Origin of the sequence: Erwinia plantamica, assembly GCF_043420595.1 — a bacterium.
GTDB lineage: Bacteria > Pseudomonadota > Gammaproteobacteria > Enterobacterales > Enterobacteriaceae > Erwinia > Erwinia aeris.
The window spans coordinates 59,483-86,371 of sequence record NZ_JBGCUC010000016.1 but is presented as its reverse complement, the minus strand read 5'-3'; the positions used below and the strand labels follow the sequence as shown (position 1 = coordinate 86,371).

At 57.0% G+C, this 26,889-nt stretch carries 23 protein-coding genes; 9 read left to right on the top strand and 14 right to left on the bottom strand.

All coding sequences use genetic code 11. The features are described 5' to 3' along the window. Positions 1-173 precede the first annotated feature (173 nt). Entirely contained in the window at positions 174-1,286 is a 1,113-nt protein-coding gene (locus tag AB3U87_RS16645; RefSeq protein ID WP_253457494.1) for a branched-chain amino acid ABC transporter substrate-binding protein, read from the bottom strand. A 384-nt stretch (positions 1,287-1,670) separates the two neighbouring features. Between AB3U87_RS16645 and panM the strand changes: the two genes are divergently transcribed. Further along, entirely contained in the window at positions 1,671-2,057 is a 387-nt protein-coding gene (panM, locus tag AB3U87_RS16640) for an aspartate 1-decarboxylase autocleavage activator PanM (protein ID WP_253457491.1), read from the top strand. Between the two features lie 225 nt (positions 2,058-2,282). Here panM and rpoH read toward each other — a convergent pair whose 3' ends face one another. The 4 genes from rpoH to ftsY form a co-directional block, all read right to left on the bottom strand. Beyond that, positions 2,283-3,137, bottom strand: a complete 855-nt coding sequence (gene rpoH / locus AB3U87_RS16635; protein WP_125289936.1) for an RNA polymerase sigma factor RpoH — start codon at positions 3,135-3,137, stop codon at positions 2,283-2,285. A 261-nt stretch (positions 3,138-3,398) separates the two neighbouring features. Next, positions 3,399-4,385: a permease-like cell division protein FtsX gene (gene ftsX, locus AB3U87_RS16630; RefSeq protein ID WP_394149799.1), complete on the bottom strand. Its 987-nt coding sequence runs from the start codon at positions 4,383-4,385 to the stop codon at positions 3,399-3,401. Further along, positions 4,375-5,043, bottom strand: coding sequence for a cell division ATP-binding protein FtsE (ftsE, locus tag AB3U87_RS16625; RefSeq protein WP_125289938.1), 669 nt, complete (start codon positions 5,041-5,043; stop codon positions 4,375-4,377). The genes ftsX and ftsE overlap by 11 nt, the downstream gene beginning before the upstream one ends. A 5-nt stretch (positions 5,044-5,048) precedes the next feature. Next, positions 5,049-6,698 carry a signal recognition particle-docking protein FtsY gene (gene ftsY / locus AB3U87_RS16620; protein WP_394149797.1) on the bottom strand — a complete coding sequence of 550 codons (1,650 nt, stop codon included), beginning with the start codon at positions 6,696-6,698 and terminating at the stop codon, positions 5,049-5,051. A 166-nt stretch (positions 6,699-6,864) separates the two neighbouring features. Between ftsY and rsmD the strand changes: the two genes are divergently transcribed. After that, complete coding sequence (gene rsmD, locus AB3U87_RS16615) at positions 6,865-7,470, top strand: 16S rRNA (guanine(966)-N(2))-methyltransferase (protein WP_253457481.1); 606 nt, start codon at positions 6,865-6,867, stop codon at positions 7,468-7,470. Then, positions 7,460-7,729: a DUF1145 family protein gene (locus AB3U87_RS16610; protein WP_253457478.1), complete on the top strand. Its 270-nt coding sequence runs from the start codon at positions 7,460-7,462 to the stop codon at positions 7,727-7,729. Before rsmD ends, AB3U87_RS16610 begins: the two co-directional genes overlap by 11 nt. Positions 7,730-7,758: 29 nt before the next feature. Here AB3U87_RS16610 and AB3U87_RS16605 read toward each other — a convergent pair whose 3' ends face one another. Then, complete coding sequence (locus AB3U87_RS16605) at positions 7,759-8,109, bottom strand: DUF2500 domain-containing protein (protein ID WP_253457475.1); 351 nt, start codon at positions 8,107-8,109, stop codon at positions 7,759-7,761. Between the two features lie 132 nt (positions 8,110-8,241). Here AB3U87_RS16605 and AB3U87_RS16600 point away from each other — a divergent pair, with 132 nt between their 5' ends. Next, complete coding sequence (locus AB3U87_RS16600; protein WP_253457472.1) at positions 8,242-8,868, top strand: lysoplasmalogenase; 627 nt, start codon at positions 8,242-8,244, stop codon at positions 8,866-8,868. An 84-nt stretch (positions 8,869-8,952) separates the two neighbouring features. Next, entirely contained in the window at positions 8,953-11,175 is a 2,223-nt protein-coding gene (locus AB3U87_RS16595) for a zinc/cadmium/mercury/lead-transporting ATPase (protein WP_394149793.1), read from the top strand. A 40-nt stretch (positions 11,176-11,215) separates the two neighbouring features. Here the strand turns inward: AB3U87_RS16595 and tusA are convergent, their stop codons facing one another. Next, positions 11,216-11,461, bottom strand: coding sequence for a sulfurtransferase TusA (gene tusA, locus AB3U87_RS16590; protein ID WP_253457466.1), 246 nt, complete (start codon positions 11,459-11,461; stop codon positions 11,216-11,218). Positions 11,462-11,656: 195 nt separating this feature from the next. Between tusA and AB3U87_RS16585 the strand changes: the two genes are divergently transcribed. Next, complete coding sequence (locus tag AB3U87_RS16585; protein ID WP_253457463.1) at positions 11,657-12,322, top strand: 7-cyano-7-deazaguanine/7-aminomethyl-7-deazaguanine transporter; 666 nt, start codon at positions 11,657-11,659, stop codon at positions 12,320-12,322. A 133-nt stretch (positions 12,323-12,455) separates the two neighbouring features. Then, positions 12,456-13,013, top strand: coding sequence for a DcrB family lipoprotein (locus tag AB3U87_RS16580; protein WP_125289947.1), 558 nt, complete (start codon positions 12,456-12,458; stop codon positions 13,011-13,013). 235 nt (positions 13,014-13,248) lie between these two features. Here the strand turns inward: AB3U87_RS16580 and iolE are convergent, their stop codons facing one another. The 4 genes from iolE to iolD form a co-directional block, all read right to left on the bottom strand. Further along, the gene (gene iolE, locus AB3U87_RS16575; RefSeq protein ID WP_253457460.1) at positions 13,249-14,145 is read right to left on the bottom strand and encodes a myo-inosose-2 dehydratase; all 897 of its coding nucleotides are present in this window, start codon (positions 14,143-14,145) and stop codon (positions 13,249-13,251) included. 88 nt (positions 14,146-14,233) lie between these two features. Continuing rightward, complete coding sequence (locus AB3U87_RS16570) at positions 14,234-15,115, bottom strand: sugar phosphate isomerase/epimerase family protein (RefSeq protein ID WP_253457457.1); 882 nt, start codon at positions 15,113-15,115, stop codon at positions 14,234-14,236. 60 nt (positions 15,116-15,175) lie between these two features. Next, positions 15,176-16,189 carry a bifunctional inositol 2-dehydrogenase/D-chiro-inositol 1-dehydrogenase gene (gene iolG / locus AB3U87_RS16565; RefSeq protein WP_253457454.1) on the bottom strand — a complete coding sequence of 338 codons (1,014 nt, stop codon included), beginning with the start codon at positions 16,187-16,189 and terminating at the stop codon, positions 15,176-15,178. A 79-nt stretch (positions 16,190-16,268) separates the two neighbouring features. After that, on the bottom strand, positions 16,269-18,209 hold the full coding sequence (gene iolD, locus AB3U87_RS16560) for a 3D-(3,5/4)-trihydroxycyclohexane-1,2-dione acylhydrolase (decyclizing) (protein ID WP_253457452.1): 1,941 nt from the start codon (positions 18,207-18,209) through the stop codon (positions 16,269-16,271). A gap of 528 nt (positions 18,210-18,737) precedes the next feature. Between iolD and AB3U87_RS16555 the strand changes: the two genes are divergently transcribed. Continuing rightward, positions 18,738-20,657, top strand: a complete 1,920-nt coding sequence (locus AB3U87_RS16555) for a bifunctional 5-dehydro-2-deoxygluconokinase/5-dehydro-2-deoxyphosphogluconate aldolase (RefSeq protein WP_253457449.1) — start codon at positions 18,738-18,740, stop codon at positions 20,655-20,657. 265 nt (positions 20,658-20,922) lie between these two features. Then, positions 20,923-21,762 (top strand): MurR/RpiR family transcriptional regulator, encoded by an 840-nt coding sequence (locus tag AB3U87_RS16550; protein WP_253457446.1) that lies wholly within the window; start codon positions 20,923-20,925, stop codon positions 21,760-21,762. 271 nt (positions 21,763-22,033) lie between these two features. Here AB3U87_RS16550 and fdhF read toward each other — a convergent pair whose 3' ends face one another. Genes fdhF through AB3U87_RS16535 form a run of 3 tightly spaced genes read right to left on the bottom strand, consistent with a single transcriptional unit; the run spans position 22,034 to position 26,644 of the window. Continuing rightward, positions 22,034-24,184, bottom strand: a complete 2,151-nt coding sequence (gene fdhF / locus AB3U87_RS16545; protein ID WP_253457443.1) for a formate dehydrogenase subunit alpha — start codon at positions 24,182-24,184, stop codon at positions 22,034-22,036. Continuing rightward, the gene (locus AB3U87_RS16540) at positions 24,177-24,704 is read right to left on the bottom strand and encodes a 4Fe-4S dicluster domain-containing protein (protein ID WP_394149787.1); all 528 of its coding nucleotides are present in this window, start codon (positions 24,702-24,704) and stop codon (positions 24,177-24,179) included. Before AB3U87_RS16540 ends, fdhF begins: the two co-directional genes overlap by 8 nt. Beyond that, on the bottom strand, positions 24,701-26,644 hold the full coding sequence (locus AB3U87_RS16535) for an FAD-dependent oxidoreductase (RefSeq protein WP_394149786.1): 1,944 nt from the start codon (positions 26,642-26,644) through the stop codon (positions 24,701-24,703). The genes AB3U87_RS16540 and AB3U87_RS16535 overlap by 4 nt, the downstream gene beginning before the upstream one ends. Between the last annotated feature and the right edge of the window lie 245 nt (positions 26,645-26,889).

The following is a 26,889-nucleotide window of genomic DNA, read 5'->3' as shown; positions in this document are numbered from 1 at the left end:
CTATCCGCCCAGGCGGAAAGAGAGATGCTTTAACAACACGGGCGGAAAGCAGTCCGTTATCGGGGCCTATCCGGCACCCCGATATTTCCACCCCTTCAAACCCTGGTAAGCAATGATGCGGGCAGCCCGTGAAGCATCGCGCTACGGACGTCAGCGTATGACGTCCGCTATTATTATTTTACCGCGGTAGAAGAGCCGTCGGCATGCCAGGTGAAGATGCCGAACTCAAAGCCTTTCAGATCGCCTTTGGCGTCCCAGCTTAAGTCACCCATTACCGTTGGCACCGGCGCGCCCTCTTTCAGGTTTTTAGCAATCTCTTCCGGCTCGGCGCTTTTGCTGCGCTCCATGCCGGTGGTTAAAGCCTGTAGCGCGGCATAGGTCGTCCAGACAAACGGGCCGGTTGGATCAAGCTTTTTCGCTTTCAGCGCATCGACAACGGGTTGGTTAGTCGGCACCTGATCGTAACGTTTCGGCAGCGTAACCAGCATGCCTTCGGAAGCCGCGCCGGCGATATTAGAGAGCGAAGCGTTGCCTACGCCTTCTGGCCCCATAAAACGGGTTTGCAGCCCGGCCGCGCGTGACTGGCGCAGGATCTGCCCCATTTCCGGGTAGTAGCCGCCAAAATAGACAAAATCGACGTTCTCTTTTTTCAGGCGCGCCACCAGCGTGGAGAAGTCTTTATCGCCTGCGGTCACGCCTTCAAACATCACCACGTTGCCACCCGATTTTTTCAGGCTCGCCTGCACGGAGCGCGCCAGCCCTTCGCCGTACTGCTGTTTATCGTGGATCACGGCGATACGCTGCGGTTTGATTTGTTCAAGAATATATTTCGCCGCGGTCGGGCCCTGATCGGAGTCCAGGCCCGTGGTGCGCATAATCATTTTATAGCCACGGGTCGTCAGGTCGGCGTTGGTGGCCGCCGGAGTAATCATCAGTACGCCTTCGTCTTCATAGATATCGGAAGCGGGCTGGGTGGAAGAAGAGCAAAGGTGGCCGATAACGTAGCGAATGCCGTCGTTGATAACTTTGTTAGCGACCGCAACCGCCTGTTTGGGATCGCAGGCGTCGTCATACTGCACGCCGACCAGTTTATTGCCGTTGACGCCGCCTTTGGCATTGATATCGGCAATAGCCTGTTTCGCGCCGGTGAACTCCATATCGCCATATTGCGCGACCGGGCCAGACATAGCGCCAACGATGGCTACTTTAATGTCTTCTGCGGCGGCGGCATGACTGAGCGCCAACGCCATGCAGCCTGCTAAAAACGCGCTACCTTTCATTTTCATCCTGACTACCCCATCTTGTGTTTGCTGTTTTTTATACTGCTCCCGTCGATAAACGCCATAAGAAGAACAGGTTAACGCGGGATACAGCCATTTTTATTAATAAGACTATAAATTTCAGGTTATTAAACAGGAATTTTCTTCTGTAAATCAACTGACTTCATGTGATATTACCGCCAGCTTTAGCATAAATGACTGGTACAAATGCGGGCTGTTTGGGCATTCAGCCAGCGGGTTATTCTGCATTCATCGCATTAACTCAGCGTTTATCTTTAACTTTAAACGCCACCCTGACAGATTGCTTTGTTTTTATACAAAAAAAGTTACGCGCCTCTTCACGTCCGTTTTCGCTACAATCTGCCTCTCACGTCGGCACGGTAACTTTTTATGAAACTGACTATTCTCAGGCTGCAACGCTTAAGCGCTCAGGATCTTGTGGATCTGAGCAAAATCTGGCCGCAAGACGATCCGGCAGATCTGGAAAACAGGCTGGACGATCGTCATCGGCTCTATGCGGCAAAGTTCAACGATCGGCTACTGGCGGCGGTGAAAGTGACGCTGAATGAAGCGCAGGGCGAGCTGAAGGATTTTATGGTGCGGGAAGTCACCAGAAGGCGCGGCGTCGGCAGCTATCTGCTGGAAGAAGTGCTGGCGCAAAACGCGGCCGTAACACGCTGGAGGATGGCGAAGACGGGTGACGAAGGGCTTTCGACTTTTATGCGCAAGCAAGGATTTATCGCCGACGCAGACGGCTGGGTTTGGCAGCGGGCTTAGGCAGCAAGAGCCGCTTCAGGTATAAGGCCTCGGGCTGTAAAGTCCGGGTCAGGATTCAGGCCCGGGATTAGGATTCTGGCTTTGGGCTTTGGGCTTTGGGCTTTGGGGTTCGAACCTGAGGTCTGGCACGTCGGGCCTGGGGTTTCAGCATAAGAAAGCTTAGCAGCGTGCGGAGTCTGAAAACAAAAAAGGCGACCCGAAGGCCGCCTTTTTTACCGCTGCGAATTACGCTTCAATCGCGACGCGCAGTTTTTTCATCGCGTTCTTTTCAAGCTGACGGACGCGCTCGGCGGAAACGCCGTATTTGTCGGCCAGTTCCTGCAGCGTGGTTTTGTTGTCATCGTCCAGCCAGCGGGCACGGATAATGTCCTGGCTGCGCTCGTCCAGGCCCTGCATGGCGTCGCTCAGCTTGTCTGCGGCGTGGTTATCCCAGTTGTCTTCTTCAATGCCGTCGGCAAAGTCAGAAGATTTGTCCTGCAGATAAAGCATTGGTGCCATTGAGCGACCTTCGCCTTCGTCTTCCGGCGTCGGATCAAAGGTCATATCCTGGGCCGCCATGCGCGACTCCATTTCGAGCACGTCTTTGCTGGTTACGCCCAGCTCGCGCGCCACCATTTCAACTTCATCCTGATTAAACCAGCCCAGACGCTGCTTGGCTTTACGCAGGTTGAAGAACAGCTTGCGCTGCGCTTTGGTGGTAGCGACCTTAACGATGCGCCAGTTACGCAAAACGTATTCGTGGATTTCGGCTTTGATCCAGTGCACGGCAAAGGAGACCAGGCGCACGCCCACTTCCGGATTAAAGCGGCGTACCGCTTTCATCAGGCCGATGTTACCTTCCTGGATCAGATCCGCCTGCGGCAGACCGTAGCCGGAATAGTTACGAGCGACATGAACAACAAAGCGCAGGTGGGACAGGATCAGCTTCTTGGCTGCTTCCAGATCGCCCTGGTAATGCAGCCGTTCAGCCAGCGCTTTTTCCTCTTCTGCCGTCAGCACAGGCCAGGCATTAGCCGCCCGGATATAGGAATCCAGGTTGCCTAAAGGAGCAATAGCTAAAGTTTGCATTTCTTTGGTCATTCAAACCCTCTCTGTATTAAGCAATATTGCCGCACTTTCCCTGAGCGGTTCACAAGACTACGTGAACGATAACGAGAAAGGAGAGCAATCTGTGCTACTTCGACTACAAAGTTATCCACAAGTTCACTATCAGCTGTGCGTAATATACACACATTTCTCGGGAAGGGGAGCAGGCCGGAAAGATTTTTACGAGGAGGACTTCCTCTGCGGCACGATGCTCATGCAACAGAGGAATAGTATACCAAAAAAAATGAGAAGAGGTTACTGCGGCGTAAATCGACGTAAATGTTGCACCGTCGCCAGCCAGGCGGCAACCCAGCCGATCATGGCCGAAATCAGCAGCAGCAGCAGGCTTTCATCCCAGGCCAGCCCGTGCAGGCTAAAGGTGGTGCCGAACACGGCGGCAACCTGGGTGACCACCGATTCCAGGCGGAAAACCAGGATTTCGGACAGCGCCAGCGACAGCAGCGCGCCGCAGAAGCCCAGCAGCGCGCCGCCATACAGAAACGGTCGCAGAATAAAGCCGTCGGTCGCGCCGATCAGCTTCTGCACGTTAATCGTGTCGCGACGAGCAAAAATACTGAGCCGCACGCTGTTGCCGATCACCAGGAAGACCGCCACGATCATCAGGATGCCGATCATGGTCGCTACCTGGCCGACCAAACCTGCCAGCGCCGCCAGCCGGGCAAACCAGCTGTCGTCCATTTTTACTTCATCCACGCCCTGCACTTTCGCCACGCGGGAGCTGAGGTTCTTCATGGTGTCTGAGTTTTGAAAATTGATTTGCGGCGTGATGATGGCTACGGCCGGCAGCGGATTCTGCTCCAGCATATCCATCGCGCCGCCAAAGCCGGACCAGTTGCGGAACTCGTCCATCGCTTCTTCGCGCGACAGGTAGTTAACCTTATCCACACCCTCTTCTTTTTTCAGCTGGGCCACAACGTTCTCCGCCGCGTCGTCATCCAGCGTTTTGCTCAGATACACCGTCAGCTGCGGCGCGGGATACCACTGCTGCGCCGCGCTGCTGACGTTTTTCCACACCATAAAGCACACGCTTGGCAAGGTCAGAGAGATGGCGATCACCATCACCGTCAATAGCGTCGCCAGCGGCTGACGCCACATGTCGGACAGGGTGCCGCGCAGCGCATAGCGCCACTGCTCCTGCCAGCCGCCCTTCAGCGCTTTGCTTTTGGAAGGCTGCTTCGCCGCTTTTGGCGCGGCCGGACGCGGGTTACGCTTATTCGCCATAGTTGCCTCCGTGCAGACGCCCCTGATTCAGCGTCATCAGACGATAGTTGCGGCGGGCGATCAGCGCCCGGTCGTGAGTAGCCATCAGCACGGTCACGCCCACGCGGTTGAACTCTTCAAACAGGCGCAGAATATCTTCGGACAGGGCTTCATCCAGATTGCCGGTTGGTTCATCCGCCAGCAGCACCGCAGGCTTGTTAACCACCGCGCGAGCGATGCCAACACGCTGCTGTTCGCCGCCCGACAGCTGAATAGGATAACTTTTCGCTTTGTCCAGCAGACCGACTTTATCCAGCGCGGCAGACACGCGACGGCGAATATCTTCCCCGCTTGCGCCCGCGATAATCAGCGGAATAGCCACGTTGTCATAGACGGACCTGTCCATCAGCAGATGGTGATCCTGGAAAATCATGCCGATCTGGCGGCGTAAAAAAGGCACTTCCCGGCTCTTCAGGCGGCTGATGTCGTGCCCGCTGAACCAGATATGGCCGGCGCTGGGGCGCTCGATGCCGCAGATCAGTTTCAGCAGGGTGCTTTTCCCCGCCCCGGAATGCCCGGTCAGAAACGCCATTTCTCCCGGTTGCAGATGAAAATCCACTCCCTGTAGCGCTTGCCGACCGCCGAGATAAGCCTTACTGACTTCTTCAAAGCGAATCATCCTAACTAGTCCTCTCGGGCAAATAGTGCCTCTATAAAATCGTCTGCCTTGAACGAGCGTAAATCTTCAATGCCTTCGCCGACGCCGATGTAGCGAATAGGAATACCGAACTGATCGGCCACCGAGAAGATCACGCCGCCTTTGGCGGTGCCGTCCAGCTTGGTCAGCGTGATGCCCGTCAGGCCCACCGCCTCATGGAACAGCTTAGTCTGGCTGATGGCGTTCTGGCCGGTGCTGGCGTCAATGGTCAGCATGACCTCGTGCGGCGCCTGCTCGTCCAGTTTTTTCATCACGCGCGTGATTTTCTTCAGCTCTTCCATCAGGTGCGATTTATTCTGCAAACGGCCTGCCGTATCGGCAATCAGGACGTCGACGTTGCGCGCTTTCGCCGCCTGAATCGCATCGAAAATGACCGAGGCGGAATCCGCGCCGGTATGCTGGGCGACAACAGGAATGTTGTTACGCTGCCCCCAGACCTGGAGCTGTTCGACCGCTGCCGCGCGGAAGGTGTCGCCCGCCGCCAGCATGACCGATTTGCCTTCCGCCTGATACTGGCGCGCCAGCTTGCCGATGGTGGTGGTTTTACCCACGCCGTTGACGCCGACCATCAGGATAACGAACGGCGTTTTGCCGGTGACGTCCAGCGGCGCCTCGACTTTCGCCAGAATGTCGGCCATTTCCTGCTTCAGCAGCCCGTATAGCGCTTCGGCGTCGCGCAGCTGTTTGCGGCTTGCCTGAGCGGTCAGGTTGGTAATGATGCGGCGTGTGGTCTCGACGCCTACGTCGGCAATCAGCAGCTGCTCTTCCAGCTCTTCAAACAGCTCATCATCGATTTTTTTACCGCGGAACAGGCTGACGAAGCCGGAACCTAAATTCTGTCGCGTTTTGACAAGGCTGCGCTTCAGGCGGGCGAAAAAGCCTTCTTTGGTCGGACGCGCCTGCTCTTCCGCAGCCTGCTCCTGCTCTTCAGCGGCGTTAGCCTGCTCAACTTTAACCAGCGCGGCAGCGACGGATTCTTCTTCCTCAATGACCTTCAGCTCAGCTTCTGAGGCACCGGCAGAGAGCGCGGCGGCTTCCAGTTCTTCCGGCGTGATGTCATCGGCCTGTTCGGCGGCGATCGCAGCTTCTTCCGGTTCCGGCGCGTTGGCAACAATCTCTTCAGGCAGAGGTTCCGGCTCCGCCTGTACGGCCGCCGTCTCTTCCGGCAGCCATTCTTCTTCTGGTTCCGCCTTAGCGACCGCAAGCTCTTCCGGCAACGGCTCTTCTTCCGGTTCCGGCCTGGCGGCTACGCTCGCTTCCGGCAGCCACTCTTCTTCTGGCTCCGCCTTAGCGACCGCAAGCTCTTCCGGCAACAGCTCCTCTTTCGGCTCCGTCCTGGCGGCAGGTTCTTCCGCCAGCGGCGCAGGTTTCGCGGCTACGCGCGCTTCCGGCTCTGTTCTGGCCTGTTCGTTCGGGTCTCGTGCAGACTGCTCGCGAGCGACGGTTTCCGTCACTTCTACAACGGCTTCGGCGCGCTGCTCCACGTCAGGGGGCGTGGCGGCGTCTGCGGTTTCGCTCTGCTGCTGTTCTGACGTTTGGACCTCTTCCTCAGGCGCTTTTTCTTCGCGTCCTAATCCCAGCCAGGAAAAAAAGCCACGTTTTTTATTTTTTGCCATGGTGCAACCACACTCCTCGCGGGGAAAAAAACCGTCAGGTCTCTGAAAATAATCTTAATCCCCTAGTCTAACACTTTCCTGCTGACGCAACACAGCACCCTTTTTACGTTTCCTCTGCCCGGTAAGCCCGTTAAACTGTGCAACAAATTATGAAGAGTTAAGTCAGATGAATAAAAAACCTCGCGGCGGCAGCGCCGGACAGATCCGCATCATTGGCGGCCAGTGGCGCGGCAGAAAGCTGCCGGTGCCCGACAGTGCCGGACTGCGCCCTACCACCGATCGCGTGCGTGAGACGCTGTTTAACTGGCTGGCGCCCGATATTCAGGGCGCGCGTTGTCTGGACTGCTTTGCCGGCAGCGGCGCGCTGGGGCTGGAAGCGCTGTCGCGCCATGCGGCCTCGGCTACGCTGCTGGAGCTGGAGCGCCCGGTCGCGCAGCAGCTGGAGAAAAACCTGGCCACGCTGGGCGCGGCAAACGGCCGCGTGATTAATACCAATACGCTACAGTTTCTGGCGAAGCCTGGCGAACCTCACCAGATGGCCTTTATCGATCCGCCGTTCCGCAAAGGGCTGCTGGAAGAAACGCTGACGCTGCTGGAAAGCCAGGGCTGGCTGGCGGAAGAAGCCTTAATCTATGTAGAAAGCGAAGTGGAAAGCGGCGTGCCGCCCGTGCCGGTAAACTGGCAGCTGTACCGCGAGAAGGTCGCCGGACAGGTTGCCTGTCGTCTTTATGTTCGTCGTTCCCCTGAGAAGAGAGAAAGCCATGCTGATTAATCTGGGCAGAGCGCTGATGGTATGCGTATGGGCCTTTTTGCTGCTCAACCTGATCCATCCTTACCCCGCGCCGCTAAAATATTTTATTAACGTCGCGCTGTTCTTTATGGTGATTATGCACGGCTTACAGCTGGTGCTGATGCGCGCCACGCAGGCTAAAGAGGCGCCAAAACTGAGCGGCGCGCTTCAGGCTAAGATCTTCTTTTTTGGCGTGTTTGAACTGCTGGCCTGGCAGAAAAAGCAGTTTCCCAAACAATAGGCGGCCGGGTCGTCTTTCCGGCCATGCCGTCAGCGCGGCCGGAAGGCGATAAATCGCGTGCCCTGTACCTGTAGTTCGCCCTTTTCTCCCCGTGCCAGCTGGTGATAGTCGCTGGCTTTCAGTACCAGCTTAAAATCTCCCGCGCCGTTCAGCGGATGAAACCACGCTTCGTATCGCATTGTTTCGACCGGAATATTTTCACGCTGGCGCGAGCGTAGGGCAGAGGTGGAGACTTCCCGTTTGTCTTTGATTTCGACCGGCAGGCTGCGTACGGGCGAAGCATCGTTGACCGCCACTTCCTGTCGCTGTTTGATAAATTGCCGGGTTGCCAGCACGGCGATAATGGCCAGCGTAATAAAAAAAATCAGGGGTGGCTTCACGACTTTTCCTCTTTTTTGCAGCGTAAACAGAAAGAATACAACCAGAGACCTCTCATTGTCACATCGTTGGCCCCTGTCCTAAACTAAAACCAGAACTGTGGAATTTAGCATCTAAAAACAAAGGGACACATTATGATCTGGTCGTTTCTGGCAGTGCTTTTTTCCGGCTGGCTGTACGTTGACGCTACTTACCGTGGCCCGCAATGGCAGCGCTGGGTCTTTAAACCGGTCACGCTTTTACTGCTGCTCGCCTGGGCCTGGCAAGCGCCAGCGTTAAGCGCCACGGATTATCTCATTCTGTTTGGTCTGCTGGCGACGCTGGTCGGCGATGCGCTGATGCTGCTGCCCGAACGGCGGATGCTCTACGCTATCGGCGCATTTTTCCTCTCGCATCTGCTTTATACCATCTGCTTCGCCAGCCATATGACGCTGACGTTCTTCTGGCCGATCCCATTGACCGTATTGGTTATCGGCGCGCTGCTGATTGCGGCTATCTGGACAAAGCTGGAGGATCTGCGCTGGCCGGTTTGCACCTTTATCGGCATGACGCTGCTGATGGTCTGGCTGACCACCGAGCAATACGTTTTCCGGCCGACGGACTACGGTTTCTCATTAATGGTCGGAACGTCGCTGCTGCTGCTCGCCAATATCGTTTGGCTGGTTAGCCACTATCGTCGCCGCTTTGCCGCCGACAGTGCCATCACGGCCGCCTGTTATTTCGCGGGTCACTTTATGATCGTCCGCTCGCTCTATCTCTGATTTATGCCTTGACTCTGGAGTCAGCTCCAGAGTGTAAGATAAGCCTGGCGGGGAAGCAGCCCGTCAGGCTTATCTGGAGGCGTCATGCAACAACACCCATCTTCTCCCTGCCTTTGCGGGCAGCGCCACGCGGCCGGACAACAAGGTTGCAGCAGGCCGCGTCCCGAACTGGGGAAAATCACCTCTTTTCACATCCAGTGCGCCACCGCCAGCGATCCGCTGCCTGAGAAAGAAGAAAGCATCGGCGCGGACTACAGCTGGCAAATCGGCGGCATGGACTGTCCGGGCTGCGCCAGGAAAATCGAAAACGCCGTAGGCCAGCTGCAAGGCGTCACTCAGGCTCGCGTCCTGTTCGCTACGGAAAAGCTGGTGGTAAGCGCCGATAAAGATGTGCAGCAGCGGGTTGAGCAGGCGGTTGCCAGAGCCGGGTTTACCCTGCGCTCTGCCACGCAGCCAGCGGCAAAGTCAGCCGGGTTCTGGCGGGAAAACGGCATGCTGCTGCTGCTCGGCGGGCTTCTGCTCGCCAGCTGGCTGCTACAGACGATCGATCCGCAGGCCGGGAAAGTCGCGTTTATCGTCACCACGCTGGCGGGCTGCTGGCCCGTTGCCCGTACCGCCCTGCGCCTGATGCGCAGCGGGACGCCTTTTGCCATTGAAACGTTAATGACCGTAGCCGCGCTTGGCGCGCTTTTTATCGGTGCGACCGCAGAGGCGGCCATGGTGCTGCTGCTGTTTATGCTTGGGGAACGTCTGGAGGCTTTTGCCGCAGGGCGCGCGCGCCGTGGCGTAACGGCGCTGATGGCGTTAAAACCCGAGCAGGCGTTGCGCATCCGGAACGAGGTGCGTGAAACCGTGGCCGTGAGCGCGCTACGGCCTGGCGATCTTATTGAGGTTGCTGCAGGCGGGCGCCTGCCTGCCGACGCCAGCCTGGTCACATCCTTCGCCAGCTTTGATGAAAGCGCGCTGACTGGCGAATCCATGCCGGTAGAGCGGCAGGCAGGCGAAGCCGTGGCGGCAGGCAGCCTGAGCGTCGATAGCCTGGTGAGGCTGAAAGTCACGTCAAAACCTGGCCAGAGCGCTATCGACCGTATCCTGCATTTAATTGAAGAAGCAGACGCTAACCGCGCGCCGGTCGAACGTTTTCTCGATCGGTTCAGCCGCATTTACACGCCGCTGGTGATGGCTGTCGCGCTGCTGGTGGCAACCGTGCCGCCGCTGTTCTTTGCCGGCGACTGGCCGTCATGGATTTATAAAGGGCTGACTTTGCTGCTGATCGGCTGCCCCTGCGCGCTGGTGATCTCTACGCCAGCGGCGATCACCTCCGGCCTGGCCGCTGCGGCCCGCCATGGCGTACTGATTAAGGGCGGCGCGGCGCTGGAAAGCCTCAACGGCGTGCGCACGCTGGCGTTCGACAAAACCGGCACGCTGACCGAAGGCAAACCCCGTATTGAGAGCATTCAGGCCTTTGCTGCCCTCAGCGAAGCGGAACTGCTGACTAAAGCCGCTGCCGTTGAGCAGGGTTCTTCTCATCCGCTGGCCAGGGCGATTGTGCGGCTGGCAGAGCAGCGCCAGCTTGTTATACCTGCCGCTACGGCGCAGCGGGCGGTGGCAGGAAGCGGTATAGAAGCAACAGTGAGCGGTCACAAACTTTTAATCTGCGCGCCCGCTGGACTAAGGCTGACAGCAGAACAGCTGAAGATTGTGGCGGAGCTGGAGTCGGCGGGAAATACGGTGGTCATTATCGTACAGGATGCTATGCCGATCGGACTTATCGCACTGCGCGATACGCTACGTGCGGACGCTGTTGCCGCGCTGAGCGAACTTCATGCTTTAAACATAGAAACGGTCATGCTGACCGGCGACAACCCGCGCGCGGCGGCCGCTATCGCCAACGAGCTTGCCATCAGCTATCGCGCGGGCCTGCTGCCTGCGGACAAAGTAGCGGCCATTCATGAGCTAAACCAACGGCGCGCCGTAGCGATGGTCGGCGACGGCATCAACGATGCGCCTGCAATGAAAGCGGCAACGGTGGGCATTGCGATGGGCGGCGGCAGCGACGTCGCGCTGGAAACCGCCGACGCGGCGCTGACGCATAACCGGCTGGCGGGCCTGGCGACGATGATCCGCCTGGCACGCGCCACCCATGCCAATATCCGGCAGAATATTGCGCTGGCGCTCGGGCTGAAGGGGGTATTTCTGGTCACCACGCTGCTGGGCATTACCGGGCTGTGGCTGGCCGTGCTGGCGGACTCCGGCGCCACCGCGTTGGTCACGGCGAACGCGCTACGATTGCTGAGTAAGCGCTAACTTTACAACCTGCCCGTGGTGATACGGGCAGGACGCGGCGCTACAACCCCTTTTTTAACAGATAGCGATAGGGTAATTCCTCGGTTGCCTGTGCCAGCAGCGTATGTTCCATAAAGCGGCAGAAACCGGGGATATCGCGCGTGGTGGCCGGATCGTCGGCGATAACCAGCAGCGTTTCGCCCTCCTGCATATGGCGTACGGCTTTACGCACCATCATCACCGGCTCAGGACAGCGCAGGCCCAAAGCATCCAGGGTTTGGTCGGGATTTGCGAACGGTTCGCTCATAACATTCTCAATCAGACAGGAAATGCCCCTATTTTACCCCCGACGTCGGTATGTGCAAGCCAGGCTCTGAACGACAACGTTTGCGCTAAAATTAACCATTGCATTAGCAGGCTGATTCGGTAAGATGCCGCGCAATCGCTCAGGCGAGACAATTTTTTGGGTTCCCTCACCCCATAGTTAAAAAAGGCTACATCGATGATCTCTTTCTCTTCTCGTCAGCGTACACATGCGCTGATCTGGCTATCGCTGTTCCATCTGCTGGTTATTACCTCCAGTAATTATCTGGTGCAGCTGCCCATTTCGATTTTTGGTTTCCATACCACCTGGGGCGCGTTCAGCTTTCCCTTTATCTTTCTGGCTACCGATTTAACGGTACGAATTTTCGGCGCGCCGCTGGCCCGACGAATTATTCTTGCGGTGATGATCCCGGCGCTGTTTATCTCCTATAGCATTTCTGCGCTGTTCTATCAGGGCGAATGGCAGGGACTGGGCGCGTTGGCAAGCGTTAACCTGTTTGTCGCTCGTATCGCCTGCGCCAGCTTTATGGCCTATGCGCTGGGACAAATCCTCGACGTGCACGTTTTTAACCGCTTGCGCAAGCTGCCGCAATGGTGGGTAGCCCCCGCCTCCGCTATGTTCCTGGGCAATATCAGCGACACGCTGGCGTTCTTTTTTATCGCTTTCTACAAAAGCCCCGATCCGTTTATGGCACAGAACTGGGTGGAAATTGCGCTGGTGGACTACAGCTTTAAGGTGCTTATCTGCATGATTTTCTTCCTGCCGGCCTATGGCGTGCTGTTAAACGCCACGCTGAAGCGGATAACGGAAAAATCCTCTGGCGCTCAGGTCAACTTCGGCTAGTCTGTCACTCTGTGGCGTCGCGCCCGGCCATGCATTTTGGCGGGCAGCGCGCCACGGCAGGTTGCTTTTAGCCGCTGATTACTATTGTATAAGTTGCTGAACAGCGCGAACGACTAACGTAAAAGGGATCACGATGCGTAACTTACTGAAATATGCCGGTATCGGTTTACTGGTGGTCGGACTGGCCGCCTGCGACGGCAAAGATGATAAAGCCGCCGCCGATGATAACGGCGTCAGCAGCAGCCAAAGCAGCCAGACCGTTACCCTGATGGACGGCAAGCTCAGCTTCTCGCTGCCGGCAGGCATGTCCGATCAAAGTGGAAAAATGGGCACGCAGGCCAATAATATGCACGTGTACGCCGATGCCAGCGGCCAGAAAGCGATTATCGTGATTGCGGGCGACGCCACGAATGAAAGCCTGGACGTGCTGGCGAAGCGCCTGGAAGATCAGCAGCGTAACCGCGATGCGCAGCTGCAGGTAGTGACCAATAAATCTGTCGAGCTGAAAGGCCAGCCAGCACAGCAGCTGGATTCGGTGATTTCGGCCAAGGGCCAGTCTTCCTGGTCGTCAGTGCTGCTGGCGAAAGTTGACGGCAAACTGCTGACCCTGCAGATTACGCTGCCTGCGGACAATCAGCAGCAGTCGCAGACCGAAGCAGAGAATATTATCAACACGGTAGTGCTGAAATAATTTCCCTTTAAAAAAATAGCGCCCGGCGGAAATATCGGGCGCTATTTTTATTTACGCGGCGGTTTTGCAACAGCCTTTTCCCGACCGCGCCGTTTACTAAGTCCTGTTACCGTTGTGATGGGAAACGGCTACCTGGCCTGTTACTTTCCCGACCGGCTGCTTTCCTGGCCATCACTTTCCCGGCTTACTCCTTACTGGCTAACATTTCCCTGTGGGCAATGCCTGACAGATCGGCTTACAGACCTGCGTGTTCGCGAATATATTTTCGGGCCTTAACGGCATATTCGAACGGATTCGCCAGCGCCGGATCCTGCTCCGCCTCCACCACCATCCAGCCTTTGTAACCCGACTCGTCCAGGATTTTAAACACCGGATCAAAATCAATCACGCCATCGCCGGGAACGGTAAAGGTACCTTTTTTTACGCCGTCCAGGAAAGAGAGCCGCTGGCTTCTGACCTGTGCCACCACCTCATCACGCACGTCCTTCAGATGTACGTGATTGATTCGCGGCAGATATTTTTCCAGAATGGCCAGCATTTGCGCCTGGCTGCCTTCCGAGTAGTAGGCATGGCCGGTATCGAACAACAGATAAACGTTGTCCTGGGTCAACGACATAAATTTGTCGATCTCTGCCGCAGTCTGAATGGCCGTCCCCATATGATGGTGCAAACAAACCTGCATGCCTTTTTCCGCCGCCAGCGCGGCCAGCTCGTTATAGCCCTCCGCCGTCAGCCGCCACTCCTCTTCGGTAAAATGCGGCTTCTCTTCCAGCACCGCCAGCGTGGTGCCCTGAATGCTTTTGCTCTGCTCGGAGCAGCCGATCACTTTAGCGCCCATCGCGTGAAGAAAGTCGCGATGGTTGATAAATTCATCAATGGTTTTTGCCCTGTCGCCATTGGCGAAAAAGGTGCTGAACCAGGCGTTGCAGATTTGAATACCGCGAATGTTCAGCATCGGTTTCAGCACCGCCGGATCGCGCGGATATTTACTGCCGACCTCACTGCCGGTGAAGCCAGCCAGCGCCATTTCGCTGACGATTTGCTGGAAAGTGTTTTCTGCACCCAGCTCAGGCATATCGTCATTGGTCCAGCCAATCGGGGCTATCGCCAGCTTTACGTTCTCTTTGTTCATGGTGGTGCCTCAGCGGTCTGTCATTAAGATGGCGCGGCGCGCCTGCCTGGGCTTTCCGCGCGTAGGATCGGCCTGTTGCGCCTGAAGGTTAGCGAAGCAGTTCGCGCTCGATCAGCTCACGGGTTTCCACGGCCTGATATTTCATTTTTTCCGGATAGCCAAACAGCGAGGCGGCAACTATCGACTCGCCGCCGACTTTATGAGTGCGGTTGGCAAAATCCATCTCGCGCAGGGTTTTAAACAGCGTATCGAAATCCACTTCGCCCTCACCCACGCCCACGTGCTGATGGATGGTGGCATCCACGCCTGGCGGATTGACGATATAGCGGCAGTGTTTGGTGTGGTTCATGGTATCGGCGATGAGCACGTGTGAAAGGTCGCCGCCCGCATATTCCAGCATGCTTTTTACGTCGCCTTTGCCTTTGTCGTAGAAGAAGGTATGCGGCACGCTATAAAGATATTTGACGTTTTCGCTGCGGAACGACTTCACCAGATCGGCAGTTTCGTTGTTTTCTTCGCAGAAATCCCAGGGGTGTGACTGAATTTCAATGCGAATACCTTCCCGCTCGACGATGGGCAGCAGCTCCTCCATAGAGCGGTAAAACATCTCTTCGCAGATCTCCGGTTCGTTCGGCGTGCCGGAAAGCTCGGTATTGATAACCTGCACGCCAGTTTCCACCGCGATTTCAATCATACGCTTCCAGTTGCGCACGGCCGCCTGGCGACGTGCCTCATCCGGGCCTGACCAACGGTAGACCACGATATAGGAAGAGATTTCCAGCCCGGTTTCACGCAGCGCGTTTTTGTATTCGGTGATGATTTCCCGGCTGGCCCTGGGATGTTTGTAGAACGGATTAATCTGCGGATGCGGCGACTGCTCAATATATTTGTAGCCCCACTCCGCCACCTGGTGAACCATTTTGGTGATGCCCAAATCTTTAATGACGTCTACATCAAAGGCGATTTTCATCGGTTTCTCCCTGCTAATCATTTGACAACCCCTCTGCCTGCGCAGAGGAGTCGGTCGGCATTATTTGTTGTAAAACGCCGGACGCGGCGGCAGCTCAACGCTTTCAATCGCCCCGCTTTCCTGCGCCTTCAGGCAGGCATCTGCCGCTACGGAAGCCGCATAGCCATCCCATGCGGAAGGGCCGTGCAGTTGGCCAGCCGTGACGTCATTGATAAACGCCTGTAGCTCAACGTCATAGGCATCGATAAAGCGATCCTTCCAGTCGGTCAGAATGGAAGTGGACAGCTTCGCCTCTTTACGCAGCTGGACAGAGGCTGGCTCCGGCAGTCTGGCGATCCCGGTTTCGCCCACGACCTCACACTGGATGTCGTAGCCATAGGCGCAGTTAACGAAGATTTCGACGTCGATGCGCACGCCTTTTTGCGTTTCAAACAGCACGATTTGCGGATCGCGCAGCTTCGCATGCGTATTTTTGGTATCGCGCGGGAAAACCACCTGAACCGTTTTATAGTCGTCCTCGGTCAGCCAGCGCAGCACGTCCAGCTCGTGGATCAGCGTGCTGGTAATCGCCATATCGGTGGTATAGCTTTCTGGTACGCTTGGGTTGCGATGGGCGCAGTGCAGCATCAGCGGCTCGCCGATATCGCCGTTGGTGATAACCTGCTTTAACGCGCGGTAGCCAGTATCGTAAGGACGCATAAAGCCCACCTGCACCAGACGCTTGCCGTGGGCAATTTCAGCCTCCACCACGCGGCGGCAGCCTTCAGCCGTCAGCGCCAGCGGCTTTTCGCAAAATACCGGTTTGCCCGCCGCGATGGCCGCGAGCGTAAATTCTTCATGCGTGGGATCCCAGGAGGTGACGATTAGCGCGTCAACGTCAGAGGAGCGAATAACATCGTGGCCGTTGGCATAGACTTCCGCCTCCAGACCCAGACGGCTAACCACGCCTTTAGCGCCTTCGATATTAATATCGGAGACGGCCACCACTTTCGCGCCCTGCAACACTTTGCTGCAGCGACGAATATGTTCCTGACCGATTGCGCCGGTGCCGATTACGCCAAGTTTCAGTGTCATAACTACTCCGTTCGAATGTAGGGTATAGGGGAGTCTTCCGGACGGGAAAACCCGTCCGGTTCAGGCCACAGAGAATGAATTAGTATTTACGTGCCTGGTCGAGATGCTCGTTCAGCATGTGGGCCACGGCGTTAATGCGTTCGGACTGCGATACCTGCGCGCCGCCCACGTGCCACCAGCTGAAATATTTGTGCACCATGGTTTTTGGCAGCACTTTAATGTCAATCAGCGTGGATACCGGCGACTGACGCGCTTCTTCCAACGCCTGCTTCAGCTGCGCCAGCGTGGTGACGCGCCATGTTTTACAGCCGTAGCCAGCGGCGATGGCGGCGAAATCTACCGGGATCAGGCCGCCGTCCAGCTTGCCGCCTTCGGCATTGCGGAAGCGGAACTCGGTGGTAAAGCTGTCCATGCCGTGTTCCATTTGCAGGTTGTTGATGCAGCCGTTAGTCATGTTGTCGAACAGCACCACGTTGATTTTGGCGTTCTCCTGGAGAGAGGTCACCAGCTCGGAGTGCAGCATCATAAAGGAGCCGTCGCCGACCAGCGTGTAGACCTCGCGGTGCGGCTCGGCCAGCTTGACCCCGAGCGAAGCGTTGACCTCGTAGCCCATACAGGAATAGCCGTACTCAACGTGATAGCCGTTGTAATCCTTATTGCGCCACACGCGTTGCAGATCGCCCGGCAGGCTACCGGCCGCGGCGACGATCACCGCATCCTTTGGGAGATTTTCATTTAGCGTACCCAGCACGCTGCTTTGCGTCAGGAACGAATCGGTCAGCCGGTTGAATTCGGCAAAAACGGCCTCGCGATCCAGACGATCGTCAATCTCCGGCACAAAACCCTCGTTGCTGTAAACCGCCTGATAAACGCGCTGCGTTTCCTTCAATAATTTGCTCTGTGCCTGAGCAATTTTCTCTCCCCAGCCGCTGGTGAAGCCCTGAGCGGCCAGCCGGTTATCCAGTGCGGTAAGCGCCTCGCGCGCATCGGCCACCACCTGTACGCCGTCCAGCTTCCAGGCATCAAAGCTGCTGACGTTAACGTTGAGATAGCTGACGTCCGGGTTCTGGAAGATCCATTTTGAAGCGGTGGTGAAATCGGTGTAACGCGTGCCGACGCCAATCACCAGATCGGCCTCCTTCGCCAGCAGGTTGGCCGCCAGGCAGCCGGTTTCACCCACGCCGCCGACGTTCAGCGGATGATCGGAAAGGATCGTGCCCTTACCGGCCTGCGTTTCCGCAAACGGGATTTGATGACGCTCGGCAAACTGGCGGAGCGCCTCGCCCGCTTCGGAATATTTCACGCCGCCGCCGCAGACAATCAGCGGCTTGCGTTTGCCGGCGATCAGCTTCAGCGCGGCCGCCAGCTGGGCTTCGGTCGGCAGACGGCGATCGAGCAGGTGCACGCGCTTCTGGAAGAAATAGTCGGGATAATCCCAGGCTTCGCCCTGCACGTCCTGCGGCAGCGAAAGGGTAACGGCGCCGGTTTCTGCCGGATCGGTCAGCACGCGCATGGCGTTGATGCAGGCGGTCATCAGCTGTTCCGGGCGGTTTATCCGATCCCAGTATTTGCTGACCGCGCGAAACGCATCGTTGGTGCTGATGCTAAGATCGTGACTCTGTTCAATCTGTTGCAGCACCGGATCGGGCTGGCGGGTAGCAAACACATCGCCAGGCAGCAGCAGTAAAGGAATACGGTTAGCGGAAGCGGTGCCCGCAGCGGTGATCATATTGGCCGCGCCAGGCCCCACGGAAGAGGTGCAGGCGATGATCTCCCGCCGCAGCTTCTGCTTGGCGTAGCCGATAGCGGCGTGCGCCATGCCCTGTTCGTTACGCCCCTGACGCACGATCAGATCGCCGCTGTCCTGCTCCAGCGCCTGCCCCAGTCCCAGCACGTTGCCGTGGCCGAAAATAGCAAAAATGCCCTTCACAAACTTGGTTTCGACGCCATCTACCGACAGATACTGATTGTCGAGAAATCTGACTAAAGCCTGTGCCGTGGTTAATCTGATCTTGCCCATTTGCTCTTCCTTACGGTACGGCGACAGACCGTCGGTCTGCCGCGTTTCGCCCGAGTAATCGCCACTGCGGTAATGGCCGAAAATGAAACGTGAGGCGATTATAAACAAATATTTTTTTCACTAAACCACATTACAGAAGAAACATTTCATTTTGCGAGTGAGATCAAATTATGCCCTGCAACGCACATCGCCGGAATGCCTGGCCCGGCAGCAGCAGCATGGCCTGATGCCAGCAACAAAAATGCGGATTATTTCTTTATATATCAAATAAATAATTAATATAAATACACATTTTTTAACCTGTCTGTTGCCTGGCTGAAACCATGAAAAGAGTGCCGTGACAGCGCCATATCGCCGCAAAATGCGAGAGTTTTAGCCACTTCACATTTTTGGGGTATAAATTTCATTCTTGGTTGAAGTTGAAATATTTATTCCCCATACTGATTTTCACTTCATATCCGGACGCCGCTATGCGTTCAGGAGGATGCGCTGACACAGCGCGGCTGGCCTATCACAGAAGGAAACAGAATGAGTACACAACAGAAGCGGCTTGATGTGATCTGTATCGGGCGCATTGCCGTTGACCTCTATGGTCAGCAGATTGGTGCCCGGCTGGAAGATATGAGCACATTTTCCAAATATCTGGGTGGGTCGTCCGGCAATGTCGCTTACGGTACGGCCATTCAGGGGCTGAAATCCGGTATGTTGGCCCGCGTGGGCGATGAGCATATGGGCCGCTTTCTGCGGGAAGAGCTGCAGCGCGTAGGTGCGGATACCGAATGCCTGATCACGGATAAAACCCGCCTGACAGGCCTGGTGATCCTCGGGATCAAAGATCAGGATACTTTCCCGCTGGTGTTCTATCGGGATAACTGCGCTGATATGGGCCTGACGCCTGAAGATATTCAGGAAGATTACATCGCCTCTTCCCGCGCCGTGGCGGTGACCGGCACGCATCTGTCTCATCCTGATACCCGCGCTGCCGTGCTGAAGGCGTTGGACATCGCTCGTCGCCACGGTCTGCGCACCGCGCTGGACATTGATTATCGTCCGGTTCTGTGGGGGCTGACCTCGCTCGGTGACGGTGAAACCCGCTTTATCGAATCCAGCCACGTGACGCAGCAGCTGCAGGAAGTGCTGCATTATTTCGATCTGGTGGTCGGCACCGAAGAGGAGTTTCATATCGCCGGCGGCAGTACCGATACGCTGACCGCGTTGAAAAACGTCCGTCAGGCAACTAAAGCGACGCTGGTTTGCAAACGAGGAGCGCTGGGCTGCGTGGTGCTGGAGGGCGAAATCCCGACAAGCTGGGAGCAGACGAAACTGCAAAGCGGCGTGCGCGTGGAAGTGTTGAACGTGCTGGGCGCGGGCGATGCTTTTATGTCCGGCCTGCTGCGCGGCTGGCTGAACGATGAGAGCTGGGAACAGGCGTGCCGCTACGCCAACGCCTGCGGCGCGCTGGTGGTTTCGCGTCACGGCTGCGCGCCGGCGATGCCGACCAAAGCCGAGCTGGATGACTTCCTGAGCCGCGATAAAGAAGTTAAGCGGCCCGACCTGGACAGCCGCCTGAATCACCTGCATCGCGTTACCACGCGTAAACAGCAGTGGCCGGAGCTGTGCGTGTTCGCTTTTGACCATCGTAAACAGCTGGTAGATATGGCGAACGAGGCGGGCGTGGACACGACCCGCCTGCCGGAGCTGAAAACGCTATTGCTGCGCGCGGCGCAGGAAGCCGCCACGGAAGCCGGGCTGGATCGCCGTAGCGGCATTCTGGCCGATACCACCTTCGGGCAATCCACGCTGAATGCGATTACCGGCAAAGGCTGGTGGATCGGTCGTCCGATTGAGATGCCAGGCTCAAGGCCGCTGCGTCTGGAGCATGGCAATATCGGTTCGCAGCTGGTGGACTGGCCGCAGGAGCATGTGGTGAAGTGCCTGGTTTTCTATCATCCGCACGACAGCGCCGAGCTGCGTAAAGAGCAGGACGAGCTCATCCTTGACGTCTGGCAAGGCTGTAATAAGACCGGCCATGAACTGCTGCTGGAAGTGATCCTACCGGAAAATAATCCGGATAAACAAGAGTCTTACTATCTGGAGATGCTGAGCCACTTCTATTCGCTGGGCATCCAGCCGGACTGGTGGAAACTGCCGCCGCTGAGCCTGGAAAGCTGGCAGGCCATCAGCGGGCTGATTGAGCAGCAGGATCCCTGGTGTCGCGGCATTTTGATCCTGGGACTGGATGCGCCGGAAGAGAAGCTGAAGGCGGGATTCGCCGCGGCGGCGCAGGCTCCCTGGGTAAAAGGTTTTGCGGTAGGCCGCACTATTTTTGGCCAGCCTTCACGCCAGTGGCTGCAAGGTGAACTTAATGACGAAGCCCTGATCGCTGAGGTAAAAGGGAATTATCTGCGCCTGATCGACTACTGGCGGGAAGTCCGTCCTGCAACCTGACCTTCCGTGCCTGTACCGCCCGCCAGCTGCATTTTCCGTCCGCTGGCGGTGCGGTTAATTTCACCTGTTTTTTGACTTCCTCCCGGTTTACGTTTTTAAAAAAGGCGAACGTCGGCAAAGCCGCAGCGATCGTGTTTTTTTCTGTGATGGAATTCATATAGCGATGAAATAGAACCGCTGAATTTCGTTAGCAAGTGAAATTTTTTGTTCATCTGATAGAATAACCGCCAGAAGAATATGACTAAAATTTAGCGAGCCTGAGTCAATGACTATTACCCCAACACAGCTTTCCCTGTTACAGGACGATATTCGTCGTCGCTACGATACCCTGAGTAAGCGCCTTAAACAGGTGGCTCGCTATATCCTCGACAACAGCAACAGTATCGCTTTTGACACCGTAGCCTCGATCGCCCAGCAGGCCGACGTGCCGCCTTCTACGCTAATTCGCTTCTCCAACGCATTTGGCTTCAGCGGCTTTAACGAAATGAAGCAGGTGTTTCGTCAGCATCTGATGGAAGAAACCGTTAACTATACCGAGCGCGCGCGTTTGTTCCGCCAGACCTCGACGGATGAAACGGCCACGCCGCCGGAAAACCCGGCTGAAATTCTCAACGTCTTTACCATGGTCAATTCCCAGGCTTTGCAGCAGCTGGCGATGCAGACCAACCCGGAACAGCTGAATAAAGCCGTAGAGCTGCTGGCGCAGGCGGAAAATATCTATGTGATTGGCCTGCGTCGTTCGTTCAGCGTCGCTTCCTATCTGACCTATGCGCTGCGCCATCTGGAACGTCGCGCTTTTTTAATCGACGGCCTGGGCGGGATGTTTACCGAGCAGCTCAGCATGGTGAACCCTAAAGACGTGGTGATCGCTATCAGCTATTCGCCCTATGCGCGTGAAGCCGTCGAGCTGGTTGAGCTGGGTGCTAAACGCGGCGCGCAGCAGATTGCCATTACCGACAGCCAGGTCAGCCCGCTGGCCGCCTTCAGCGACGTCTGCTTTGTGGTGCGTGAAGCCCAGGTTGACGGCTTCCGTTCACAGGTTGCTTCGCTGTGCCTTGCGCAGACGCTGGCCGTTTCTCTGGCGCTGCACAACGTCAAGGACTGATCGGCCGCCTGATGGCGTTAGTGTAAAACCAGGCAGCGGCTGCCCGGGAGTTTAAAGCCGCTGACCCGAGGGTCATAAACCGCCAGGCCTGAAGGTTAGACACAGCCAGACCCGAAGGTCGCAAACCGCCAGGCCTGAAGGTTAGACACAGCCAGACCCGAAGGTCGCAAACCGCCAGACCTGAAGGTTAGAAATAGCCAGTTTTGCGAGTTAAAAGCCGCGGATCCGAGGTTGTAAACCGCCAGAACCGAGGGTTGCAAACCGCCAGGCCTTACGTCAGCGGCGCCGCCGCTTTCGCCAGGCGATCCTTCATTTGTCGATAGCGCTCCGTAACCTGCTGTTCCGCCCACTGCGCATCGGCGATTTTCTCTACCCTGACAGCGCAGTGTTTAAACTCCGGCGTTTTCGCTACCGGATCGACATGATCGAGGGTCAGCTCATTACAGGCACCTATCCACCACTGATAGGTCATATAGACCGCGCCCTGATTTGTTCTGTCGCTGACTTCAGCTCTGCTAAGCACCCTGCCGCGCCGCGAAGCTACCCATACCAGTTCGCCGTTATGAATATTCAGCGCACGCGCGTCTGCCGTATTCATCTGGATCCTGCCGGGTTCATCGGCCTGAGCCGCCAGGGCGTGGCAGTTGCCGGTCATCGAGCGGCAGCTGTAGTGGCCCACTTCACGCACCGTACAGAGCACCAGCGGCCAGGCTTCATCGGTTGCTTCGGCGGGCGGCTGCCAGTCGCAGGCAAACAGCAGCCCTTTACCGGAAGGACGCGAAAAGCGGTTTCCTTCATAGAGGTAAGGCGTGCCGGGATGTGCTTCATCAGGACAGGGCCACTGCACGTAGCCGAACCCGGCCATTTTCTCCCAGGTGGCGCCGGTGTACAGCGGGCAAAGCGCGCGCAATTCATCCCAGATCGCTTTATTGTTTTCGTAGCGCATGGGATACCCCATCGCCTGCGCCACGCGGCAGATAATTTCCCAGTCCGGCAGGACGTCGCCCTGCGGCTCTACAGCTTTTTCAAAGCGCTGGAACCCTCGATCGGCACTGGTATAAACACCCTCATGCTCGCCCCAGCTGGTGGCGGGCAACAGGACATCCGCCAGCTCTGCCGTTTTGGTCATAAAAATATCCTGCACCACGATCAGATCCAGCTTTGCCATCGCCTGACGCATCAGGGCGAGATCCGGTTCGGTTTGCAGCGGATCTTCGCCCATAATCCAGTAGGCACGCAGCTTGCCCTCCAGCGCTAAATGGGGAACATCGGTAATGGCGTATCCGGGTTTATCACTGAGCGAGTCAACGCCCCAGGCGGCGGCAAATTTTTCGCGTACCGCCTTATCCGTTACGGGCTGATAGCCGGGGAAAACATCTGGCAGAGCGCCCATATCGCAGGCACCCTGAACGTTATTTTGCCCTCTGACCGGCCCCACGCCGACGCCCGGCCGCCCGAAATTGCCGGTAGCCAGCGCCAGGCTGGCCAATCCTTTCACCACATCCACGCCCTGCCCCCACTGGGTCACGCCCATTCCCCATAAAATAGTGGCGTTGCGGGCGCTGGCATAAAGGCGAGCAGCCTGGCGAATAAGCTCCGGCTTGAGTCCTGTGATGGCTTCCACCGCTTCCGGCGAATAGCGCTGGACGCCTTCCCGCCACGCTTCCAGCCCTTCCGTATGCTTATCGATATAGCTTTTGTCCCACAGTTTTTCAGCGATCAGCACGTGAGCAAGCGCGTTCACCAGCGCCATATTGCTGCCGTTTTTTAGCGGTAGCCACAGATCGGCCAGCCGGGCGCTTTCGATATAGCGCGGATCGCAGACGATAATTTTGGCCCCTTTCTCTTTGGCATGCAGAATGCGTCTGGCCACGATCGGATGAGAATCCGCAGCGTTATAACCAAAGATAAGCAGGCAGTCGCTTTCTTCAATATCCTTCATGCCGTTGCTCATCGCCCCATTGCCCAGCGTCGCCCGCAGGCCAGCGACGGAAGGGCCGTGGCACACCCTGGCGCAGCAGTCGATGTTATTGCTTCCCAATACGGCGCGCGCAAACTTCTGCATAACATAGTTGGTTTCGTTTCCCGGCCCGCGTGAAGATCCGGTAACCATAATGCTTTCAGGCCCTGAACGAGCGCGAATTTTTTGCAGCCGCCTGCTGACAAAATCGATAGCTTCCTGCCAGCTGACTTTTTCAAAAGGCCCGCCTCGTTTACGACGAATGGCAGGATGCTGCAAGCGCGGCGTCAGCAGGCGGGTATTATTCAAAAACTCCCAGCCGAAGTAGCCCTTCAGGCAAAGCTTTCCCTCATTGGTTACGCCGGGCGCGCCTTCCGCGCCAACGACTTTCCCGTCTGCAATCTGCAACGCAATTTTGCAGCCGCAGCCGCAGTAGGGACAAACAACAATCGCTTTATCCATGTGTCTCCACCTCCTGTAAATAAGGGCCGTTCAGCTGGCTTTCTGCTGCGGCTCGCTGCTGCTTTTGCTGCTGTCGCTGTGTCAGTCCGGCGGCGGTCATCAAAGTCAACGCGCCGGTTGGGCACACGTGGATGCAGGCAGGCCCATCGGATTGATCCGCGCAAAGATCGCATTTCACTATCAGCGGCTTTTCTTCAGGCTTGCTGACGATTTCAATGGCGCCAAACGGGCAGGCGATAACGCAGCTTTTGCAGTCAATACAGCTGTGACGGCGGGTTGCTATCATACCCAGCTCGCCCTTATACAGCGCCGCAACAGGGCACGCAGAGACGCAGGGCGCGTTATTACACTGATGGCACATAACGGGTACGCTAACCTGCGACGATTTAATAACCTTCAGGCGAGGGAAATAGCGCTGCGCAGCCAGTAACGGCGTGCCCGTATGCGCCACGGCGCAGGCAACCTCACAGGTATGGCAGCCGATACATTTTTCAGGCTGGGCGACGATAAACTGGCTCATAAAGCCGACTCCTTTCTTTCTGCGCGGGTCATTTCCGCGCTCTGTTCAAACATCGCCAGCATCTCTCGCGCGCTGCGACGCCCTTCCGCCATAGCCGTTACCACCAAATCGGCACCGTGCACGGCGTCCCCGGCGGCAAACACTTTTGGATGATGCGTTTGCGTTGTGCGGCCCGCCTGGCCTGTTTTAATCAGCCCCCAACGATCGAAACGAATCGCCTGTCCCGCCAGCCAGGGCATCTCGTGCGCCTGAAAGCCAAAGGCCAGGATCAGCGCGTCGGCAGCCAGCACGAATTCAGATCCTTTGACCGGCTGCGGTCGTCGACGCCCGTCGCTGCCTGGCTCACCGGCAACGGTGCGGATCATCCCTATGCCGCTCAGGCGACCGCCCTTATCCAGCCCGATATATTGCGGCAGCAGGTTAAACATAAATTCCACGCCTTCTTCGCGCGCGTTGGCGACCTCTTTTTTAGAGCCAGGCATACTCTCTTCATCGCGTCGATAGGCGCAAATTACCTGTTTCGCCTGCTGCCGGATGGCGGTACGCACGCAGTCCATCGCCGTATCGCCGCCGCCCAGTACTACGACTTTTTTTCCCTTCAGCGAGACATAAGGCTGCTGTTCATCCTCTGCCAGCCCCATGACCCGTCGCGTATTAGCGGTCAGATAGGGCAGCGCCTGAATAACGCCGGGCGCATCCTCATGCTCAAGGCCCGCCTGCATCAATTTATAGGTGCCCACGCCCAAAAAGACGGCGTCGTAATCCGCCAGCAGACGAGAGAAAGGAAGGTCGCGGCCAATTTCGCAGCTAAGGTGAAACTTAATTCCCATTTCGCTGAAAATAGCGCGGCGGGTTGCCATCAGCTGTTTATCCAGCTTGAAAGAGGGGATCCCAAAGGTCAGCATCCCGCCGATTTCGGGATGGCGATCGTAGACATCCACCTGAACGCCGCTGCGCGCAAGGATATCGGCACAGCCCAGCCCGGCAGGCCCGGCGCCCACCACCGCTACCCTTTCACGCCGGGCCTCAATCGCTGGCGGCGTCGGGCGCCAGCCCTGCCTGAACGCTTCATCAGTGATGTAACGCTCGAGGTTACCTATCGAAACCGCGCCCGACCGACCGCTGAGCGTACATGCGCCTTCGCAGAGCCGATCCTGTGGACAGACGCGCCCGCAAATTTCCGGCAGGCTGCTGGTCTGGTGCGACAGCTCTGCCGCATCGATAATTCGCCCCTCCTGCACCAGGCGGATAAAATCGGGAATGGCGTTATGCAGCGGGCAGGCCCAGCCGCACCACGCTTTTTGCGCGCAATAAAGGCAGCGCTCGGCCTCATAGCCCGCCTGCGACGGCGAGAGGCCCTGATAAATCTCGCAGAAATGCCTGGCGCGCTCCGTGGGTTTAAGCTTGCGGGCGCCAATGCGCGGCAGCTTATCCAGCGCCTTTGCGGCGCGTCCGGCTACTGGCCGCAGCGCTTTATCGTCAGCGGTGGCGTACTGACGGTATTGCCGAAGCCGCGTCAATGTATTTTCATCCATCACCTGCAGCGCCTGGGTCGGGCAGGAAGCCACGCAAGCGGGCTTGCCCTGCTCGGTTTGCTCACAGAGATCGCACTTACTCATTACGTCTTCAGAAGCAGCCGGTTCAATCGCACCAAACGGGCAGGCCAGCAGACAATTTTTGCAGCCTATGCACTTTTCCTCATGCAGCCGCACGCTGTTGTATTGAAAAACAAGCGCCTGAGTTGGGCAACTGGCGACGCAAGGCGCTTTGTTGCACTGACGACAGGTAACGGGGCCGCAGCCTTTGACAAGATGAATGCGCGGCCGAAACTGCCCACGATGGGCTGGCCATTCGCCATCGCCGTGCGCTAGTGCGCAGGCCACTTCACAAACATGACAATCGATACACTCGCTGGGATTAACAGTGACAAACCGGTTCATTTTTACTCCTTTTTATGCCGCACAGATCCCTTTCGTCGGGTTATGCAAAAAAAGGGCACATTTGCGGAAAAAAGCCATTCAGAACTGATTTTTGTGAGGCATTACGCAGTTGCTGACGAGAACGTCGGTTTGACAGAGGGATGTCGCCGCTATGGCAGATGTAAACAGGAGAATTACCGTCTCATTTTGAGAAAAAAACCTCAAAGTGAAACGACTCCAGCGACACACAAGCGAGCAGCGGACTT